General features: G+C 56.5%; 18 protein-coding genes. All 18 read left to right on the top strand.

The genetic code is table 11. From position 1 onward, the window contains the following. Positions 1-280 precede the first annotated feature (280 nt). On the top strand, positions 281-1,198 hold the full coding sequence (locus ACWORE_RS09600) for a tetratricopeptide repeat protein (protein ID WP_455303655.1): 918 nt from the start codon (positions 281-283) through the stop codon (positions 1,196-1,198). A gap of 67 nt (positions 1,199-1,265) precedes the next feature. Beyond that, the gene (locus ACWORE_RS09605) at positions 1,266-2,369 is read left to right on the top strand and encodes an HAD-IIA family hydrolase (RefSeq protein WP_455303656.1); all 1,104 of its coding nucleotides are present in this window, start codon (positions 1,266-1,268) and stop codon (positions 2,367-2,369) included. After that, a complete protein-coding gene (locus ACWORE_RS09610; RefSeq protein WP_406605956.1) occupies positions 2,360-2,566 on the top strand; it encodes a hypothetical protein in 207 nt (68 codons plus the stop codon). The genes ACWORE_RS09605 and ACWORE_RS09610 overlap by 10 nt, the downstream gene beginning before the upstream one ends. Further along, entirely contained in the window at positions 2,526-3,389 is an 864-nt protein-coding gene (locus ACWORE_RS09615; protein WP_455303657.1) for a TlyA family RNA methyltransferase, read from the top strand. Before ACWORE_RS09610 ends, ACWORE_RS09615 begins: the two co-directional genes overlap by 41 nt. Then, positions 3,386-4,300, top strand: coding sequence for an NAD kinase (locus tag ACWORE_RS09620; protein ID WP_012731492.1), 915 nt, complete (start codon positions 3,386-3,388; stop codon positions 4,298-4,300). The genes ACWORE_RS09615 and ACWORE_RS09620 overlap by 4 nt, the downstream gene beginning before the upstream one ends. Before the next feature lie 89 nt (positions 4,301-4,389). Continuing rightward, positions 4,390-6,099, top strand: coding sequence for a DNA repair protein RecN (recN, locus tag ACWORE_RS09625; protein ID WP_406605958.1), 1,710 nt, complete (start codon positions 4,390-4,392; stop codon positions 6,097-6,099). A 111-nt stretch (positions 6,100-6,210) separates the two neighbouring features. Continuing rightward, positions 6,211-7,404, top strand: a complete 1,194-nt coding sequence (steA, locus tag ACWORE_RS09630) for a putative cytokinetic ring protein SteA (protein ID WP_406606057.1) — start codon at positions 6,211-6,213, stop codon at positions 7,402-7,404. A gap of 28 nt (positions 7,405-7,432) precedes the next feature. Then, the gene (locus ACWORE_RS09635) at positions 7,433-8,392 is read left to right on the top strand and encodes a copper transporter (protein ID WP_455303658.1); all 960 of its coding nucleotides are present in this window, start codon (positions 7,433-7,435) and stop codon (positions 8,390-8,392) included. Positions 8,393-8,615: 223 nt separating this feature from the next. Then, entirely contained in the window at positions 8,616-10,280 is a 1,665-nt protein-coding gene (locus tag ACWORE_RS09640; protein ID WP_455303659.1) for a CTP synthase, read from the top strand. A gap of 136 nt (positions 10,281-10,416) precedes the next feature. Next, a complete protein-coding gene (locus tag ACWORE_RS09645) occupies positions 10,417-11,076 on the top strand; it encodes an NUDIX domain-containing protein (RefSeq protein WP_455303660.1) in 660 nt (219 codons plus the stop codon). Positions 11,077-11,215: 139 nt separating this feature from the next. Further along, the gene (xerD, locus tag ACWORE_RS09650) at positions 11,216-12,118 is read left to right on the top strand and encodes a site-specific tyrosine recombinase XerD (protein ID WP_455303712.1); all 903 of its coding nucleotides are present in this window, start codon (positions 11,216-11,218) and stop codon (positions 12,116-12,118) included. Between the two features lie 286 nt (positions 12,119-12,404). Then, positions 12,405-13,304, top strand: a complete 900-nt coding sequence (locus tag ACWORE_RS09655) for a ParA family protein (RefSeq protein WP_204088408.1) — start codon at positions 12,405-12,407, stop codon at positions 13,302-13,304. A 17-nt stretch (positions 13,305-13,321) separates the two neighbouring features. Then, positions 13,322-14,137 (top strand): segregation and condensation protein A, encoded by an 816-nt coding sequence (locus tag ACWORE_RS09660; RefSeq protein ID WP_406606059.1) that lies wholly within the window; start codon positions 13,322-13,324, stop codon positions 14,135-14,137. Between the two features lie 67 nt (positions 14,138-14,204). Continuing rightward, a complete protein-coding gene (gene scpB / locus ACWORE_RS09665; RefSeq protein ID WP_221926563.1) occupies positions 14,205-14,789 on the top strand; it encodes an SMC-Scp complex subunit ScpB in 585 nt (194 codons plus the stop codon). Positions 14,790-14,813: 24 nt separating this feature from the next. Beyond that, complete coding sequence (locus ACWORE_RS09670) at positions 14,814-16,139, top strand: adenosylmethionine--8-amino-7-oxononanoate transaminase (protein WP_455303661.1); 1,326 nt, start codon at positions 14,814-14,816, stop codon at positions 16,137-16,139. 67 nt (positions 16,140-16,206) lie between these two features. Then, positions 16,207-16,899 (top strand): dethiobiotin synthase, encoded by a 693-nt coding sequence (gene bioD, locus ACWORE_RS09675; protein ID WP_296139468.1) that lies wholly within the window; start codon positions 16,207-16,209, stop codon positions 16,897-16,899. 250 nt (positions 16,900-17,149) lie between these two features. After that, the gene (locus ACWORE_RS09680) at positions 17,150-17,986 is read left to right on the top strand and encodes a pseudouridine synthase (RefSeq protein WP_455303662.1); all 837 of its coding nucleotides are present in this window, start codon (positions 17,150-17,152) and stop codon (positions 17,984-17,986) included. A 96-nt stretch (positions 17,987-18,082) separates the two neighbouring features. Continuing rightward, positions 18,083-20,437 carry a bifunctional cytidylate kinase/GTPase Der gene (der, locus tag ACWORE_RS09685; protein ID WP_455303663.1) on the top strand — a complete coding sequence of 785 codons (2,355 nt, stop codon included), beginning with the start codon at positions 18,083-18,085 and terminating at the stop codon, positions 20,435-20,437.

Consider the following 20,437-nt stretch of genomic DNA (forward strand, 5'->3'; position numbering starts at 1 on the left):
GTGCGAGCCCCGGCGGGCCTGCACCACACACTTTTCGTATCCACCTAAAAACAGGGAATCATTCAAGAAGACCGGGGAATAGAGTATCTAGCCATTCAGGGCATATTGATTCCGCATAGACCCCAATGAGATTTCGTCCACCATCCGTTCCGCTGAAAGTACTCTTTTAACCTCTGCTATTATCTTCTCGGTTAAGCCATTGCTGTCATCGGTGCTTCAGCATATAAAACACAGTGATGACAGGTGTTTTACAAAAATCTGTTAAGAAGTGAGCAGTACTATGAACGAATCCGAATCAAATAAACGCCACAGTGGGTCTGCTCCCAACCGAAAACACGGTTCGGGTGGATTTAGCGGCGGTAATCGCGGAAAGCGCTACGACAAGTCCGGCTCTAGCGACAGGAAACACCGGGGCAATAACCGCGACTTTAATAAAAAGAACTCCCACCGTGGTAACAACCGTAAGGCGAAGTACGCGTCAGGACGTTCGGTTCCGAAGAAGAGCGGTTACCGGGAAGAGCGGTCTAAGAAGCACCTCAATGAACCGTCACTTCCACCCGATATTTCTGAACGCGATTTAGATCCGACCGTCCGGCAGGACCTCCGCAGCCTTTCGAAACAAAATGCCGAGGTCGTAGCGAAACACATGGTAGCCAGTGCCTTAGCCATGGAAGAGGATCCCGAGCTCGCTCTTAAGCACGCTCGCGCAGCGAAAGATCGGGCAGGTCGAGTGTCCATCGCCCGTGAGACCTGTGGCATCGCGGCTTACCATGCCGGCCGATGGAAAGAGGCCCTTTCAGAGCTCCGTGCGGCGCGTCGAATCTCCGGAGGACCGGGCCTGCTCGCCGTCATGGCCGACTGCGAACGCGGACTAGGACACCCCGAGAAAGCCATCTCCCTTGGTACATCGGATCAGGCGAAGCTCCTTGACTCAAACTCCGCCGAAGAACTCGCGATCGTCGTGGCTGGTGCCCGTCGAGACTTAGAGCAATACGACGCAGCTGTCGTCGGGCTCGAACAAGAAAATCTCGATGAGAAGCGGAAAGATGAGGAAGCTCCTCGGTTGTTCTACGCTTACGCCGATTCGCTAGCTGCTGCAGGACGAACTGCAGAAGCGAAGGCGTGGTTCCAAAAGACAATCGATCATGATCCCGACGAGCTTCTCGACGCAAAAGAACGCTTAGCTGAGCTCAATTAAGATAAACACACCGTATGGTGTCGTTATGTACTGATCCCTACGGATGATATCCAGTAAGGAAGATTTGATGGCCGCCTCAAGCAATGACAGCGCTGGTATGTCTGAAGAGCGTTTGATCGACCGCACCGACGCGTTACTCCTCGATCTCGACGGAACCGTGTACCACGGTGCACGACCAATTCCAGAAGCAGTATCGGCTCTTAATAAGGCCCACTCCCACGTCGGTTTGAAGTACATAACGAACAATGCGTCCCGCTCACCTAGCGCGGTTGCCGAGGCTCTGCAGGAGATGGGCATTCCCGCCTCTGAGGACGAAGTCTTAACCTCCGCGCAAGCTGGAGTAACGCTGCTGACCAGAAAAATTCCCGTAGGCTCGCGCGTCATCGTATTGGGATCAGACTCGCTCAAAGACCTCGTCAACGAAGCCGGGTTTAGCGTCGTCACGTCGGCCGACGATCAACCAGCTGCTGTGATTCAAGGTCACGCGACGACGACAGGCTGGCCGCAAATGTCAGAGGCCGCACTAGCAATTAATAACGGTGCGGTCTACGTGGCGACGAATATGGACACCACGTTGCCCACCGAGCGTGGCTTGACCGTCGGAAATGGATCGATGATTGCCGCGATTACCACGGCAACGGGAGTGACCCCTGATTCTGCCGGAAAACCAGCCGGTGACATGTTTACCCAGGCGGCGGAAGAACTCCATTCTGATCGCCCCTTGGCTGTCGGCGACCGTCTTAACACTGACATTGCCGGAGGGGTTGCGGCTGGGATTCCGTCTTTGATGGTCATTACCGGGATCTCAGGGCACAAAGATCTTCTGACTGCGGATCCTGCTGAGCGTCCCACATATATCGCCGCCGATATGATGGCCTTGTTCGACCCGGTCGATAGCTCGACGCCTGGGCCGAAGGCAGGGTGGAAAGCGGAGCTGACGTCGGATGGCGTTCTGCAGCTTTCGTCTGTTGACGGCGAGGTTTCTGGGGGCTCGTCCGAAGAATCCCTGGGTGGTGCGGATTTATCTCAGCAAGCTCGCTTTTCTGATCGACGCTCCCATGACGCCTTGTTGACTGCGATTGCTGCAGCATGGGAAGACGGAGCTCCCGCCGTGACACAGGTGACGGCGACCGATTCGACTGCGCAAAGCGTGATCGATACATGGCGATAACACCCGGCGACGTCCAGCGTCTTAGGCAGGAACGTCTGGCTGAAGCGAATAAATCGCTCGAGGAATTAAACGCCGAATTATCAGCGCACATGTACGAAATCCTCGACGGAGACCCCTCTGATCTCTCTGCAGAAGCTGATCGTCTCGAGAAGGCTCATGATCTTCTTCATCAGGCCTTGGAGGATTCTCGTGACTAAGCAGCCTAGTCGACGTCGCCTCGACGCTGAGTTAGTAAACCGTAAGGTTGCGCGAGCCCGCGATCAGGCCGCTGAGATGATTCGCAGCGGCCGCGTCATGGTTAACGGATTTCAAGCCACCAAGCCAGCAACCCGAGTTGAACCGGGTATATCCATCAAAGTGGAGAAAAGCGTCGACGATAATTGGGCATCGCGTGGGGCTCACAAACTCCTTGGAGCTTGTGATGCTTTTGAGCCCGAGGGCCTGTCATTCGAGGGGCGTCGGGTTTTAGACGCGGGAGCCTCAACAGGAGGGTTTACCGACGTTTGTCTTAAGCGCGGAGCTCGCGAAGTCGTCGCTGTCGACGTCGGTTATGGGCAACTAATCTGGCGCCTACAAAATGATGAACGGGTCCGTGTAGTAGACAGGACGAATGTACGGCACTTGACCCCGGAATTAACAGGCGGGCCATGTGACCTGATGGTGGGGGACCTGTCGTTTATCTCTCTGAAATTGGTTCTCCCGGCGATCGTTGAGTGCATGGGTGAGGGAGCAGATCTCCTACCCATGGTGAAGCCGCAGTTTGAGGTAGGGAAAGACCGTTTAGAGCACGGTGGTGTGGTCCGATCGGAAAGCCTGCGGACGAGCGCAACTGTGAACGTTGCGCAGTATGCTCAAACTCTTGGGCTGTCGCTGCGTGGTGTGGTTGCGTCGCCTCTGCCGGGGCCCAGCGGCAATGTGGAGTATTTTTTATGGCTTGTTAAGGATGGTGGGGTCCGGGCCGTCGAACCCGGTAAACTTGAATCCATGGTGTCGGCGGCAGTGCAGGAAGGACCTCAATGACGGAGAAGAATCGGGAAATTCTGCTTGTTGCAAACACAGGGCGGGATTCAAACTTGGCAGCGGCGGCGGAAGCTGCTGAATATCTGAAGGACGCAGGGCTGACCGTATGGGTCCTCGCCAGTGAGTCGTCGGACCCCATTACGAAGCACCCGGTCCTCGGCACATTTCCGATTTTTCGATCAGGAGAAGTTGATACGGCTCGGATTGAGCTAGTACTCGTCCTCGGGGGCGACGGAACCTTCTTACGTGCCGCCGATATTGCTCATGCTGCCGATCTACCCGTCTTGGGGATCAACCTTGGCCACGTCGGTTTCTTGGCTGAATGGGAGCAAGAATCCCTCCCCGAGGCGCTTCAGCTCGTCATCAATCACAGTTGGCGTGTGGAAGACCGTATGACGCTCTCGGTCAGTGTTCACGGTCCCGACGGGCGAAACCTTGGCCGTGGCTGGGCCCTTAACGAAGTGGCCGTTGAGAACGTGGATAGACAAGGCGTGCTCGACGCAGTGTTGGAAGTGGATCAACGCCCTGTGAGTTCCTTCGGATGCGACGGAGTGTTGGTTTCTACTCCCACCGGATCCACCGCATATGCGTTCTCAGCCGGCGGTCCTGTTCTATGGCCATCGCTGGACGCCATTCTTGTTGTTCCGAACAACGCTCACGCACTGTTCGCAAGACCGCTGGTGGTGAGCCCCTTCTCCGAGGTCGCTATAGAGACGAACACATCAACGCAGTCGGCGACGGCGAACCTGGATGGGATCAGAAGAATCCCTATCCCGCCCGGATCCAGGGTGGAAGTCCGTCGTGGCGATCAACCAGTCAGGTGGGTCAGGCTAGACGCGGCACCATTTACGGACCGTCTAGTGTCGAAGTTTCGCCTGCCTGTGTCCGGGTGGCGGGGACCCAAAAAGTAACGCACGAGCCTCGGTCGCCAGAGCTGGGAGACGGCGCGGATGTCGAAAGAGTTTTCGGACGGCACGCACGTGTATGAAAGGGGAAACTAGTGCTCGTTGAGCTCAGCATTGAGAACCTGGGAGTTTTGCCTAGCGCTACCGCATCGTGGGCACCTGGGCTTACTGTTCTCACTGGTGAGACCGGGGCAGGTAAAACCTTCTTACTTTCGGGCCTCAAACTCATTCAGGGGGCACGGGCTGATTCGTCGCGGGTCAGGGAAGGCCAGTCCCAGGCATTCGTCGAGGGGATCTTTGACTTTTCAGAGATCGACGAAGCTGACCGTGCTGCCATCACGGATGAAATCGAAAACGTCGGCGGGGATACCGAAAACAATGAAGTCGTCGTATCCCGATCAGTCTCGTCAAAAGGTCGATCACGTGCCCACGTCGGCGGGCGAACCGTCACTGCAGGACGACTAGCAGCCGTAGTGGATAATTTGTTAGTTATCCATGGCCAAAATGATCAATTACGTTTATTGTCGACGGACCAGCAGCGGGATGCCCTCGATTCGTTTGACCCCGAGATTGAGACCATTAAGTCGCGCTACCAAGTGTTGAGGGACCAGTGGCGGTCCGTGACACGGGAGCTCACGAGACGCCAACAACATCGTCGAGAAATGGCTCAGGAAGAAGATCGGCTCCGATTCGCCCTCGACGAGATCGAGGCCGTGAGCCCCACGCCGCACGAAGACGAGCTACTCGTTGACAAGGTTAAGCGACTCCAGGATGTTGATTCGCTCCGAGACTCCGCGGGGAGAGCTTTTCAGGCGTTGAGTTCCGACGATACCGAGGAAACGTCATCGGCTATCGACCTCCTGGGTGAAGCTCAATCAGCGTTGGCATCCAGCGGTGATTCGCAGCTGGTTAACCTGGGAACGCAAATTCACAACCTGCTTGAACAGGTAGGCGACATTTCATCCGACCTCAGCAGATATTTGGGCGGGCTCTCATCTGACCCCGGCGAACTCGATGCTGTACTTCAGCGTCAGGCACAGTTAAATGAGCTAACGAGAAAATATGCTCCGAATATTGACGCGGTTCTGGAATGGCGTGACAACGCCTACAAGCGGTTGGAAAGCCTCGATACCTCCACCGAAACCATCGAAAAGTTAGCCCAGGAAGCAGAAGAAGCAGGCACGAAGACCCGCGAGATCGCTGAAAAACTAACTGCTGCTCGCCGACGTGCCGCACGGAAACTTGAACAAGCAGTCACGGAAGAAATGAGGGGCTTGGCGATGCCGACCTCGTCACTCGACATCGCAGTAACAACAAATACCGTTTTCCGAAAAAATGGGACCGATGAAGTCGAATTTCGACTGCGATCTTATGACGGCGCCGAGCCTCGTCCACTGACACAGGCAGCCTCAGGCGGTGAACTATCCCGAATCATGCTCGCCCTTGAAGTTGTCCTGTCTGCTGAACGACGCGGCACCACGATCGTCTTCGACGAAGTTGACGCCGGAGTGGGAGGACGCGCCGGGGTGGAGATTGGTCGGCGTCTTATGCGGCTATCGCGACAGTGCCAGGTGATTGTTGTTACGCACCTGCCACAGGTAGCGGCCTTCGCCGATCAACACCTCGTTGTCACGAAAAGCGTCGATGCCTCTGTGGCGGCGACGTCGGGCGTCAAAACCCTAGCGGAGAGCGAGCGCGTCGAAGAGCTCGCGCGGATGCTTGCGGGCTTAGACCACACCGATACAGGACGCGCACATGCCGAGGAATTGTTGGCCACTGCAGCCCGCGAACGCTCGCAGGCGTAAGAAGCGCCCGTGAGAAACGTCGGTTTTATAGTCCCCGTACCAGCAGATATCTGACCGAGATGATCCTTTAGTCGGCGCGCCTCTGTGCATAACGGTTGGTAATCAGGAATGATGTCTCCCATGAAACTGTTCTCTCGGTCGCAGTCGGATCTGCCGGGGCTCAACGCCACGGTTCGAGATATCGCTCACTCCTCCAAAGAGCTGCGCAAGCTTGCTGAAGGCGATATTGCCATCATTGATGGGCCCGAAATCCCTCGAGGCCTGGCCCAGCGCCTTATTGACATGCATGTTTCCGCAGTCGCGACAGAGGTAGAGACAGAGCAGGGGAGTATCCCTCGCTTCGGCCCTCAGATGCTTATCGACGCGGGCGTTGTTTTTATCGACGGCATAGGCTCTGAAGGGCGGCAGGCTCTTCAATCTGGGAAGAAATATCGCCTTGACGAAGGCACTTTTTACCGAGGAGATGACGAAGTCGCTCGCGGTAAGGAAATTACTCTCGACCGGGCCGTAGCGGTCTTTGAGGATTCGCGTGAACAGCTCGCGGATCATATGGAAGCGTTATCCGGGAACGTGACGGAATTCGTGCGTTCCGAATCGCCGCTTTTCATCGACGGGTTAGGCATCCCAGATGTTGATGTCCCCATTCAAGACCGCAAAGTTATCGTCGTCAGCCCGTCTGCCGACGTCGAATCGCAGCTTAAAGATTTACGCTCGTTTATTCGTGAATATGATCCGCTGCTTATCGGTGTGGAAAATGCAGCTGATGTCCTGGTGGACAAGGGATATAAGCCGTCGATCATCGTGGGAGATCCTGAGCTCATTAACGACCGCGCGTTGCGCTCCGGGGCAACGGTGATTTTGCCCGCCGATCCTGACGGACACGCTGCAGGCTTGGAGCGAATCCAGGACCTAGGCATCGGCGCGATGACCTTCCCAGCGGCCACAGACTCAGCCACGGATTTGGCGTTGCTCATCGCTAGCTATCACGGCGCGTCACTCGTCGTTAATTGTGGTTCACCCTTTGATATTGAGACGTTGTTTGATGAGAATCAGCGGGATGCTGCTCCGTCAGCTTTGCTGACTCGTGCGCGAGTCGGTACCCGGTTGGTCGATGCCTCCGCCGTGAATGAGCTTTATTTGGTGCGGTCGTCGGGCTTGGGATGGGTGTGGACAGTCATCGCCATTATTATCGCCCTCGTCACCATTATTCTTATTTCGGGGTTGTCAGGTGATGATTCATTTATCAACAACCTGATAGATACGTGGAACAGTTTCGCGATTAGTGTTCAGAATCTGTTCAAGTAAGGCAGTTTTACAGCCATAGGAGCACAGTTTGTCTCACAATCGATCAGGCATTGCAGTTGCTGGCGCGGCGTGCGGAATTGCGCTGGGAACCGTCTTCGGCGTGTATGTTTTAGGTCCGCACTCGGGCGCGAGCAGCCACATCACCCGGCACAATGTTGATACCGAGCGCAAGGTCGACTCAGTCACCGCGGAGCGTAACCAGGCTAATAAGAGTGTTCAGGCGGCCGACCAACTCGGGGTGACGCTTGCCCCAGATGCGGTCAAAGGGCGGTTGCAGGATAAGGCTGTGCTGATCATCACCACGCCCGACGTCAATAAAGATGATGTGAAGGCTGTCAATGGCCTCATTGAACCTGCAGGTGCCCACATCGCTGGCACTATTGGGCTGAAAGACAAATTTGTTTCTCGCGACGGCGGTGATGACCTCAAGTCCATTGCCGCGACGACGCTACCGGCAGGTGTACAACTGTCCGAGAGAAATTCGTCACCTGGCTGGCATATCGGACAATTGATGGGCGGTGCCTTCTTGAAGAAGAGTGGGGGCGGAGATAATGCTGAAGAGCAATCGACAGGCCCGGAGAGAAAAATAGTCAGGGATTCACTAACTCAGGGAGATTTCCTGACTGCCGACGGCCTGGATGAACCGGCCGACGTGGCTATTCTCATCACCGGAGGTTCTGACGGCAAAAAGGGGGACCATGATTATGTAGCAGGCTTCCTCCGGGATTTCACTGAGGGGCTTGGTCACAACGGGTCTGGTGTTGTTGCCGCGTCCTGTCCCGGCGCGGCCGAAGATGACGGGGTGATCGCTCGACTGCGCGATTCCCACGATGGGCAAGAGAACTCCCAAGCCAAGATCTCCACCGTCGATGACATTAACCATGTCACGGGGCAGGTCAGTGCAATTCGTGCCTCAGCTGACGTCATCACAGGGAAAACTGGCTCTTACGGAATTATGGACGGTGCAACGGCGGCCGTCGCGCAGTAAGACCCTTTGTTGCCCAGGGGCCCCGGGGCTGTAGCTGGTTGTGTACCGCAAAATGACGATGGTGAAAGTTTCGTGTTAGGCTGAAGTCCCGAGGGATTGTGGATATCAACCGATAATTGCCACTTTGACCGATGGATTTTTCCGTTAACTGGCGAGCTCTACGAAGCCAGTTGCGGTTATCCTGCATTGATCACCGTCCATCATCGATCCTCGGGAGAGCATAGTGTCGCAATCGCGCGCCGAGCATGTCACCAAATTTATATTCGTCACCGGCGGTGTTGCCTCATCGCTGGGTAAAGGATTGACAGCATCCTCATTAGGTCAACTGCTGACGGCACGTGGCCTGAAAGTCACCATGCAGAAGCTTGATCCTTACTTGAATGTGGATCCGGGGACAATGAACCCGTTCCAGCATGGGGAAGTCTTTGTGACCGACGATGGTGCGGAAACCGACCTTGACTTAGGGCACTACGAGCGGTTCTTAAACCGCAACCTGTCGGGGAACGCGAATGTGACCACTGGGCAGGTCTATTCCGAGGTTATCGCCAAGGAGCGCCGTGGGGAATACCTCGGGGATACCGTGCAGGTTATTCCCCACATTACGGATGAAATCAAGCACCGCATTTTGACGATGGACCGTCCGGATGAAAATGGCGTTCGCCCCGATATCGTTATTACGGAGATCGGCGGAACTGTCGGTGACATCGAATCCCAGCCATTCCTTGAAGCCACACGTCAGACGCGGCACGACGTGGGACGAGAGAACATCTTCTTCATCCATGTCTCCCTTGTTCCGTATCTTGCTCCGTCTGGCGAGTTGAAGACCAAACCGACTCAGCATTCAGTGGCTGCCCTGCGATCGATCGGTATAGTTCCAGACGCACTGGTCCTCCGGTGTGATCGTGAAGTTCCGGAGCCGCTCAAGGCAAAGATCGCTTTGATGTGCGACGTTGATCAGGAAGGTGTTATTTCCTGTGCCGACGCCGACTCCATCTACGAAATTCCCAAGGTTTTGCACCGCGAGCACCTGGATGCGTTCCTCATTCGTCGGCTGGATTTGCCTTTCCGCGATGTTGACTGGGACGAATGGGACTCGTTGCTTCGGAAAGTCCACGAGCCGGAGCATGAGTTGACCGTGGCTCTGGTGGGCAAGTACATCGATCTTCCCGACGCGTATCTCAGCGTGACAGAAGCTATCCGCGCTGGCGGATTTGCGAATAATGCTCGTGCCCGCGTGAAGTGGGTCCCCTCGGATGTGTGCCAGACCGAGGAAGGCGCAGAAAAAGAGCTTGGAAACGTGGACGCCATCGTCGTACCGGGTGGCTTCGGCATTCGTGGAATTGAAGGCAAGATCGGCGCGGTCCGCTACGCACGGACGCATCGCGTTCCGTTCTTGGGTCTGTGCTTGGGCTTGCAATGCATGGTGATTGAGGCTGCACGTGCCGCAGGAATTACCGATGCGTCCTCAACCGAGTTTGACCCCCAGACGACGGAGCCTGTGGTCTCGACGATGGCCGAGCAGATGGCTGCTGTCTCCGGAGAAGCCGATCTTGGTGGGACCATGCGTTTGGGTGCTTATCCTGCTGTGTTGGACAAGGGTTCGGTGGTAGCCGAGGCCTATCAGACGCTAGAAGTCTCGGAGCGTCACCGTCACCGCTATGAGGTCAACAATGCGTACCGTCAGCGGATTACCGATGGTGTTGGACTGAAGTTCTCTGGTACTTCTCCCGATGGAAAACTTGTTGAGTTTATTGAGTATCCGGACCATCCATACATGGTCGCGACGCAGGCTCACCCGGAATATAAGTCCCGTCCGACAAAAGCTCACCCATTGTTCGCTGCCCTGGTTAAAGCTGGGTTGAAGCACAAGAATGGTGAGGAAAAGTAGTTACGGTAAGTGAGGAGGACCAGCCACGAATCCGTCAGACAAAACACTTGATACCGGCTCATTAGATGAGGGCGCGAACCCGTCGGCTCAGAGCCGCCCGGGGTCGTACGACTTCACGGTAGAGAAATCTACGTATTTGCTCGACAAACCGATTATTGCGGTGCGGCAAGATACTGTCTCCATGCCGGGGGGATCATCCGCACGACGTGAAATCGTCGAGCACTTTGGTGCCGTCGCCGTGGTGGCTTTCGACGGGGAACGTGTGAAGCTGATCCACCAATATCGGCATAGCGTGGGACGACGACTATGGGAATTGCCTGCCGGACTCTTGGACGCTGCGGGTGAGGACCCTCTTCAGGCTGCGTCTCGTGAACTGCAGGAAGAAGTGGGCCTCGCCGCTGAGCGTTGGGACCTGTTGTCGGATCTTGTGTCGTCGCCCGGATTCTGTGAAGAGGCCGTCCGTATTTATCTTGCGCGGGATCTTAGCGACGTTGACCGCCCAGAATCGGATGATGAAGAGGCTGACTTGACGTCAACGTGGGTGGATCTGGATACTGCCATCTCTCAGATCATGGATGGAACGATTTGCAATGCTATCGCGACATCCGGGATCTTGATGGCTGCACAGGTTATACGAAACGATGTTTCTCCACGTAGCGTCGACGAACCCTATACTTTGCGCCCGTATCGATTGGCTGAGCGCCGCGAAGCACAGTTGTGTGAAGCAGGGAAATCGACTGCGGATCTCAAGGTGACGGTGACAGATAAACTACCTAGAGAAACCCACCATGAGTGAGCGCGTCTCACACATGTAGCTGAGTTCTCTGCGCACAACGAAGTGTGAGGTTATGTCTTCTACGTCGACTCCAGGGCCGCTGACCCCTTCTGCGGATGAGCCTCGCGAGGGGCAGCGCTCGGGAGCGGACGCGTCCCACATGGTGGCTGCTTATATCGATCACCTCGCAGTGGAAAAGAACGCCAGCCCGAATACGTTGTCGAATTACCAACGTGATTTGAATAAATATGTCGCGTGGTTGGATCTGCATAACCTCAGCATCGATAGCGTCGATGAACCTGATATCGAGCAATTTATTGCGGATTTACGACGAGGGGACTCGACGTTGGGGTGGTCGCCTCTGGCGGCGTCGTCCGCTGCGCGTGCGACCGTCGCCGTTCGTTCTCTGCATCGGTTTTCCCATGAGGAAGGGCAACTAGCTCGGGACGTCACGGCAGGAGTGACTGTTCCGCGTTCCGGTCAATCGTTGCCTCATGCTTTGACTGTGGAACAAGTCAATCGGCTCATTGAGGCGTGCCCGGTGAATGAGTCGAGTAGCCCGATTGCTCTTCGCGACCGTGCCGTCATTGAGCTGCTGTATGGCACGGGAATGCGAATTAGTGAGGCCCTTAATCTCGACGTCGATTCGATTGACCGGAATCACGCGTTTGTCCGTGTTGTGGGGAAGGGGAGGAAGGAACGACTCGTTCCGATCGGTGCGCCGGCGCTTCATGCTATTGATGCGTGGCTAGTCCGTGGTCGCCCCTCGATGGTCAAGCGGAGCGATAAAGCGTTGTTTTTGAATGCTCGGGGTAACCGTTTGGGCCGGCAATCGGTATGGAAGTTTCTCCACGCGGCAGCGGAACGTTGTGGGCTCGGCGATTCGGTGGGGCCTCACACGTTGCGCCACTCGTATGCGACTCATCTTCTTCAAGGTGGAGCGGATATTAGGGCGGTTCAGGAACTTTTGGGGCACGCAAGCGTGACGACGACGCAGATTTACACCGCTGTGTCCATTGATAATCTTCGGGAAGTGTATGCGACGTCTCATCCACGGGCATAAGTCGGCGGTGGAATAGTCTCGACCTTGACTCTACGTGTGTTCGTCGTCGTCGGCCCGTTTTTCGGCATAATGCTGCATTAAGTTCTCAATACGAACTTGAACTATGTCAAGCGTCAAACCTTGACATCTGCACCATAGCCCCTTCGTATTGTAGAGTAATAGTCGAATTACATCGATGGTTTTCATCGTTGCTGCACTGTACGCATGATGACCGAATGCATCGCATTGCTCGAGACAATGGCCAGCGTGCGTGTATCGACGACAAGTTCCGGAGGAAGGATTGACTGTGGTTGCATCGTCTCCACATGAGTCGGATAAGGGTGATGGTCTTTTCGACGATCCGACGCCCGAGCTGGGGCTGACTGGTCGCCCACGCCGACAGATTCCGGAGCCACCTCAGCTCGATCGCCATGGCCCGGCCACGATCGTCTCGATGTGTAACCAGAAGGGTGGCGTCGGCAAGACGACGTCGACCATTAACTTGGGTGCTGCCTTAGCTGAATATGGGCGACGGGTCCTCCTTGTTGATCTCGACCCCCAGGGGGCACTATCAGCTGGCCTGGGGATTCCGCATGATGAATTAGACCTCACGGTATTTAACTTGTTGGTGGATCCGTCGACGTCGATCCTTGAGACCATCCACCGAACCGCTGTCTCGGGTTTGGATTTAGTTCCTGCCAATATTGACCTGTCCGCAGCGGAAATTCAGTTAGTCAATGAAGTGGGGCGTGAGCAATGCCTGGGCCGGGCTCTTCGGCCGGTGATGGGCGAATACGATTACATCATTATTGATTGCCAGCCGTCACTTGGTCTGCTCACCGTGAATGCCTTGGCCTGCTCGCAGGGTGTGATTATCCCGATGGAATGTGAATATTTCTCCTTGCGTGGCCTTGCTCTCTTGACCGATACCGTTGATAAAGTTCGCGATCGACTGAACTTTAACCTGGAAATCATCGGAATACTGGTCACGATGTTTGATCGACGAACTCTTCATGCGCGGGAAGTGATGGAGCGCGTGATTGAAGTCTTTGGAGATCAAGTATTTGATTCCGTTATTACACGGACTGTCAGATTCCCCGAGACGTCAGTAGCCGGAGAACCTATTACGACCTGGGCGCCGACGTCGGAAGCCGCGGAACAATATCGGGGCGTTGCCAGTGAAATGGTGGAGCGTCTGAGTAAGTGACCGACGCGGAAGCTGCGATGCCCACTAATGGCGAGGGCGTCCAAGAGGAAATCACAGGGTTCCGTGTGGCCCTCGCGAATTTTACGGGGCCGTTTGATCTCCTCCTTCAACTCATTCACAGTCACAAAATGGATGTGACCGAGGTTGCTCTCGCGCAGGTCACGGACGAATTTGTCAGCTATACGCGGAGCTTGAGTAAAACCGAGGACCTCGATGAGATCACGGAGTTCCTCGTTATTGCGGCGACCTTATTGGATTTGAAGACGGCGCGCTTGTTGCCTCGGGGTGAGGTCGATAGCGAAGAAGATCTGGCGCTCTTAGAAACCCAAGATCTGTTGTTTGCTCGATTGCTTCAATATCGCGCTTATAAGGAGATCGCCGACGAGTTGCGCGTGCGGCACGCTCGTGCAGCCCGACGTTATCCGCGGGCGGTTGGGATGGAAGAACAATTCGCGTCGCTGCTGCCACCGGTACGGATTGATCACACCCCGCAATCATTTGCGGAGATGGCTGCAGCCGTGTTCCGCCCCCGACCACCTGAGACAGTGAATACGTCCCATGTTCACTCTGTGGCCGTGTCTGTCCTGGAGCAAGCCGGGCGCATCCTTTCCATGCTGCATTCCGTCGGTGCGTATTCGTGGTGCTCATTTGAGCAATTGACCTCCGACTGCACGGTATCGATGCAAGTCGTCGGCAGGTTCTTAGCATTGTTAGAGTTATTTAAAGCTCATGCCACTGACATCGACCAAGATGAGCCTTTGGGAGAAATGTTAGTGGCGTGGACGGGTCTTGAGGTTGATCCAGCTGTCGTTGCGGCCGCGAACTGGGAGTAGGTCCTGGTCGCGAGACTAGGGGTCAGTACCTCACATACGAGGATTGGCAGACACGAGGATCGGCGAAGTGACAGATAACACCACGAACCCGAATAATTTACCGAAGATCTCTGCGCTTCGTGCAGCAGTGGAGTCGGTGATGCTGGTGTTGGACGATCCTGCCCCTATTTCCGACATTTCCCGCGCGGTGGGTGCGTCGGAGGAAGACACGCGCGCGGTCATCGACGAGTGGCGAGACGAACTCGATCAACGGGGCAGTGGCATTGAGCTGCGTCACGTCGGCGATGGGTGGAGGCTCTACACCAGGGCCGAGCATGCGCCCGCCGTCGAGGCATTTTTGCTGGACGGAGCACAAACAAAGTTGTCGCGAGCGGCACTGGAAACTCTCGCGGTGGTGGCCTATCGTCAGCCGGTAACCCGTTCCCAAGTCGCAGCTGTCCGTGGCGTAAATTGTGACGGGGTCATGCGAACCTTAGCGCTGCGGGGCTTGGTGAAGGAAGTGGGGGAGGAGCAGACCTCGGGAGCTCATTTATATGCCACAACTGAGTTGTTTTTAGAGACGATGGGCTTGTCGGATGTCTCTGAACTGCCAGACTTGGCACCTCTGTTGCCCGATGTGGAAGCGATTGATGAGGCCATCGCAGATTACTGAACACTGTTCAGTAGGGTGGCAAGTATGGAGGATCTTGCACGTTTCGACCAAGAACATATTTGGCATCCATACGGCCCGATGCCAGCAGCAGTACCTTCCATCCCCGTGACGTCCGCGGAAGGAGTTACGCTGCATCTTGACGATGATCGAAACATCATTGACGGGATGAGTTCCTGGTGGGCTGTAGCACACGGACATCGCCATCCACACTTGGTTGAGGCCGCGCACAGACAAATTAATCAGATGCCACATGTGATGTTTGGAGGACTGACTCACAAACCGGCAGCGGATTTAGCCGAGTGGCTGGTAGATATCACGCCAGAGGGTCTTGACCTGGTTTTTTATTCTGATTCAGGGTCGGTCTCTGTTGAGGTCGCCATCAAGATGGCCCTCCAATATCAGATGGGGAATGGCCATCCAGAGCGCAACCGGCTCGTGACGTGGCGACGCGGGTATCACGGCGATACTCAGGGGCCCATGAGTGTGTGCGACCCCGAGGGCGGCATGCACTCTCTGTGGCGGGGCACCTTGGTGGAACAAGTTTTCGCCCCCGAACCCCCAGCTGATCCGCGCTGCGACGTGGGCCATCCTGCCGATGACGATGGTTCCGGTGGTGCGCGCCTCAGCGACGATGAGCTCGAGTCTTATCTACGTGAATTCGAGACATATATCGACGACACCATTGCGGGCATGATTATTGAGCCGGTCGTGCAGGGGGCCGGTGGCATGCGATTCCACGACCCACGATTGGTTGCTGGCCTTCGCCGCGTGTGCGATGACCACGACATCCTCCTCATTGCCGACGAGATCGCCACAGGTTTCGGACGTACGGGGAGTCTCTTTACCTGCGAGGCGGCCACGATCACCCCGGACATTATGTGCGTCGGCAAAGCCCTGACCGGGGGAATGATGAGTTTTGCCGCCACGCTGACCACCCGGCACGTAGGCGAGGTGATTTCGACGTCCCAGGGCGGCGGAGCCTTAATGCACGGACCGACTTTCATGGGCAACCCACTGGCATGCTCGGTGGCTCGCGCCGCGGGCGACCTCATTGATGACGGCTACTGGCGATCGACAGTTCCGCGCATTGAACAGGAATTACGCCACGGTTTGGCCCCACTTGCCGATGCTGAACAGGTGTCCTCGGTGCGGGTCCTGGGCGCTATCGGCGTCGTCGAACTAGCTCACCCTGTCGATATGAAGGTCGCGACGAAGGTAGCCGTGGAGTCGGGGGTGTGGCTTCGACCTTTCGGAAAGCTGGTTTATAGCATGCCGCCGTTCATATCGACCAGCAGTGACATCGAAAAAATCTGCGCGGCGATGCGGAACATTGTCGCTGCGTCGGCCTGAGTGACCGGAGTCATCACAGAGGTGTTCGGTCGGGATTATTTACTGACCTAATGAGAGGAGATTAACAATCAGCATTGTCATCATGACGGGAACAGGGACAGATGTCGGCAAGACTGTCGCTACTGGAGCGGTTGCCTGCGTCCTTCAGAAGGGGGGATATGAGCCCTTCATCGTGAAGCCGGCGCAAACTGGTGAACCCGAAGGCGAAGGCGACGCTCCCCGCATCACCGCCTTGACCGGCATTGATAATGCGGAGACGCTATACCGGTTCCCCGAACCACTTGCCCCAGCGACGTCGGCGCGCCGGGCGAATATGCCATACCCCGAGCTCACAACCGTTGCCGAAGAGATTAAGTCTTTCGATAAGCCAGGCCGCGTTGTTCTCGTCGAGGGTGCTGGCGGGCTCCTTGTGCGTATCGGTCAGGACTGGACCATTGCCGATCTAGCCCGAGAGCTGGGTGCCCCGATTATTGTTGTGTGCTCAACAGGTCTCGGAAGTTTGAACGAGGCTGAATTGACGGTGGAAGCTGCCACACGCCGGGGCCTGACGGTGCTTGGTTTAATAGGTGGGTCCATTCCGGACTCCCCAGATTTGGCGACGCGGTGCAATAAGGAAGACTTGCCGGTGGTTACCGGGACCGATGTCTTGGGGTACATACCCGAGGGAGCTGGCGGCTGGTCACAGCAGCGGTTCGTGCAGGAGGCACCTGGGTTTTTCGTACCAGATGTTGTCGGTCGGGTCACTCGTGAGAGCGATTAATTGCTAGAGGCTGAATGGTGACGTGACCGCGTTTGTTGGCCAGTGAGTCTGCGCCTGGCAGATGTGCTGCCACGCGATTGCGTCGCCACGCTTGTCAAGATAATGACACGAGTGAAGAACGTGATAGACTCACCGGTCACCATATGTTTTGCGTGGACGGCCGCTTATTTTTCATGCTATGAACCGGCGCCACGTTATCCCCTGTTTTTCAAAAGTGTAAATAACGCATAAATACGGAAAGGTCCACATCGTGGCTTCTACCGCTCGCCGTGACGGCACACCGGAATACGTACCCAAGGCCAAGCCCGCCCGCCATCAACACGTCAAGGGCACATCGCCCGCCCATCATTCAGGTGAGGGCATTCGCCTGCAAAAGGTCTTGGCCGCTGCTGGCGTCGCCTCGCGGAGGATGTCAGAAAAACTCATCGACGAGGGGCGAGTCGAGGTCAACGGGGACATCGTGACCCGTCAGGGCGTCCGCGTGGATCCCGATCATGACGTGATTCGCGTTGATGGCAGCAGAGTCGTCGTCGACGAATCGATGCAGTACTTCGCGTTGAACAAACCACGCGGCGTTCAGTCCACCATGCATGATGATATGGGTCGGCCCTGCGTCGGCGATATTGTTGGTGAGAAAGTCGACGCTGGTCAGAGGATTTTCCACGTCGGCCGTTTGGATGCTGCGACACAGGGTCTTCTGCTTTTGACTAATGATGGCGAGCTAGCGAACCGGTTGATCCATCCCAAATACGGAATCAAGAAAACCTACCTCGCGACCGTTCTCGGTGAAGTCGACAAGAAAGATCTCCGACGCCTGACGCAGGGGATTGAGTTGGACGATGGCAACGCCCGCGCCGACGACGCTGACATCATCGACGTCTGGCAAGGCCGTTCGCTCGTGAAAGTAGTGCTCCACGAGGGGCGCAAGCACATCGTGCGACGGATGCTCAAAGCAGCTGGTTTCCCGGTGCAGGAGCTGGTTCGAACGAAGATCCACACGGTGCAGTTGGGTGAGCAGACTCCGGGAACACTGCGTGCCTTGAACCGTTCGGAACTGACCAGCTTGTTTAATGCTGTTGATATGTAACAACCCGTACTATGTAGAACTCTCGCGTCTAGTTTCGTGTGACCCGATGTAACCGGGATTATGCAATGGCAGAACGGAATAATTAGGAGTTTAGTGATGTCAATTACTCGTACATCGGATGACTCAACACTCGCCAACACACCAGGGGGAGGTGTGATCGTCGCGGTCGATGGACCATCCGGCACGGGCAAATCCACGGTCTGCCGGACCGTCGCCTCGCGATTGAACGCATCCTACTTAGACACCGGAGCTATGTACCGCGTGGCCACCCTCCACGTGCTCAATGCCGGAATCGACCCCGAGGATTCCGACGCTGTCATCGAGGCAACCTCTGACTTACCTATCGCGATTAACGACGACCCGCATTCGACCGAAGTCATTCTCGACGGAACCAACGTGGCCGATGACATCCGGACGGCACGAGTGACACGGGCGGTCTCGTCGGTAGCAGCGATCCCTGAAGTCCGCCAGAACCTTGTGGCCCTGCAGCGCTCCTTGGCCCACAAGGCTGGACGATGTGTTGTCGAAGGACGCGATATCGGCACCGTCGTCCTAGCGGACGCACCCTGCAAAGTCTTCATGACGGCTGAGCCGAGCATCCGCGCCCAACGACGGTACGACCAGGATCGCGAAGCTGGCCGAGACGTCACCTTCGACGAGGTATTACGGGACGTTCAAGAACGCGACCGTAAGGATTCATCGCGGACAGACTCGCCGCTCATGCCAGTCGACGACGCCATCGTCGTCGACACGAGCCACCAGGGCATTGACGAGGTCGTCGAGACCATCATCTCCCTGGTCCGCCAATCGAGCAGCGATAACGACCGAGCCGACGACGACCGGCCTGATGAGGACAGTTCACTCGAGGATCTCGTCTTCACCACGACAGAAGGCCAGGCCATTGGCGACGAGGACAGTGCCGACACCGTCGACATCGCTGACGCCACTGACGCGGATGAACACACTGACCGCGCCGACGACGGCGACCACACTGACGAACCCAGCGGCGACGCAACCGACGGTGACATCACCGACGACGAGGTCAACAACCTCCTCGTCACCTCCGACAGTGACACCGATTGGCACTCTGTCGAGGAAGCCTTCGGCGTCTTCGACGACGCCGGATACACCTCCGAAGCACTATGCACCGTCGCCATCCTCGGCCGACCGAACGTAGGTAAATCCACACTCGTCAACCGCTTCATCGGACGCCGTGAAGCCGTCGTCGAAGACTTCCCAGGAGTCACACGCGACCGCATCTCATACCTCGGCGAATGGAACGGCCGACGCTTCTGGGTACAAGACACCGGCGGATGGGACCCCGACGCTAAAGGCATGCACGCGGCCATCGCCCGCCAAGCCGAAGGCGCGATGAAAACAGCCGACGTCATCGTCTTCGTCGTCGACACCCAAGTTGGAATCACCGCATCCGACGAAATGCTCGCCCGCAAACTACACCGCGCCGAGCAACCCGTCGTTCTCGTCGCCAATAAATTCGACTCGCCCACGCAATACGGCGACCTCGCGGAATTCTGGGCCCTCGGCCTCGACAACCCCTACCCGGTGTCGGCCAAACACGGCCACGGCGCCGCCGATGTTCTCGACGAAGTCATCCGACTCTTCCCCGACAAACCACGGCAAGAATCCATCACATCGGGGCCGCGCCGGGTCGCCCTCGTCGGCAAACCTAACGTCGGTAAGTCGAGCTTGCTCAACAAGATGACGGGGGAGGATCGAGCCGTCGTCGATGATGTTGCGGGAACGACCGTCGACCCCGTTGACTCGCTCGTCGAGCTTGACCAAAAGACCTGGACCTTCGTCGATACTGCTGGTATCCGGAAGAAAACGAAGAAGGCAACGGGCCACGAGTATTACGCGGGCCTGCGAACGCGGGGTGCCATCGATGCGGCGGAGGTCGTTGTCTTTATTGTCGACGCTTCTGAACCAGTGACCGAGCAGGATCAGCGTGTTCTGCGCATGATCTTGGATTCTGGGCGAGCGCTGGTGGTTGCTTACAACAAGTGGGACATGGTTGATGAGGATCGTCGGGATATGCTCGACCGCGAGATTGAGCTGCAGCTCTCGCACATCCCGTGGGCTCGGCGTGTGAACATCTCGGCGAAAACCGGGCGGGCGATTCACAAGCTCGAGCCCGCGATGATCGAGGCCCTAGAGAGCTGGGATGGCCGTGTTCCCACAGGTCAGCTCAATACGTGGCTGCGGGCGGTCATTGCTGAGACGCCTCCTCCGATGCGGGGCGGTCGTCTGCCGAGAGTCTTGTTTGCGACGCAGGCATCCACACGGCCACCGGTGATCGTGCTGTTTACTACCGGTTTCCTGGAACATGGGTACCGACGTTTCCTCGAACGGAAGTTCCGCGAGACTTTCGGCTTTACCGGTTCGCCCGTGCGGATTGCTGTGCGTGTGCGGGAAAAGCGGGGGAGGAAGTAG

It is taken from the genome of Corynebacterium sp. c7Ub_26, assembly GCF_053760365.1.

Excerpts from the sequence above, each read along its gene's own strand:
- steA (WP_406606057.1), top strand. The coding sequence starts at position 6,211 with ATGTCTCCCATGAAACTGTTCTCTCGGTCGCAGTCGGATCTGCCGGGG.
- ACWORE_RS09600 (WP_455303655.1), top strand. The coding sequence starts at position 281 with ATGAACGAATCCGAATCAAATAAACGCCACAGTGGGTCTGCTCCCAAC.
- ACWORE_RS09615 (WP_455303657.1), top strand. The coding sequence starts at position 2,526 with ATGATCTTCTTCATCAGGCCTTGGAGGATTCTCGTGACTAAGCAGCCT.
- xerD (WP_455303712.1), top strand. The coding sequence starts at position 11,216 with ATGGTGGCTGCTTATATCGATCACCTCGCAGTGGAAAAGAACGCCAGC.
- ACWORE_RS09670 (WP_455303661.1), top strand. The coding sequence starts at position 14,814 with ATGGAGGATCTTGCACGTTTCGACCAAGAACATATTTGGCATCCATAC.
- ACWORE_RS09610 (WP_406605956.1), top strand. The coding sequence starts at position 2,360 with ATGGCGATAACACCCGGCGACGTCCAGCGTCTTAGGCAGGAACGTCTG.
- ACWORE_RS09605 (WP_455303656.1), top strand. The coding sequence starts at position 1,266 with ATGGCCGCCTCAAGCAATGACAGCGCTGGTATGTCTGAAGAGCGTTTG.
- ACWORE_RS09660 (WP_406606059.1), top strand. The coding sequence starts at position 13,322 with ATGCCCACTAATGGCGAGGGCGTCCAAGAGGAAATCACAGGGTTCCGT.
- ACWORE_RS09620 (WP_012731492.1), top strand. The coding sequence starts at position 3,386 with ATGACGGAGAAGAATCGGGAAATTCTGCTTGTTGCAAACACAGGGCGG.
- der (WP_455303663.1), top strand. The coding sequence starts at position 18,083 with ATGTCAATTACTCGTACATCGGATGACTCAACACTCGCCAACACACCA.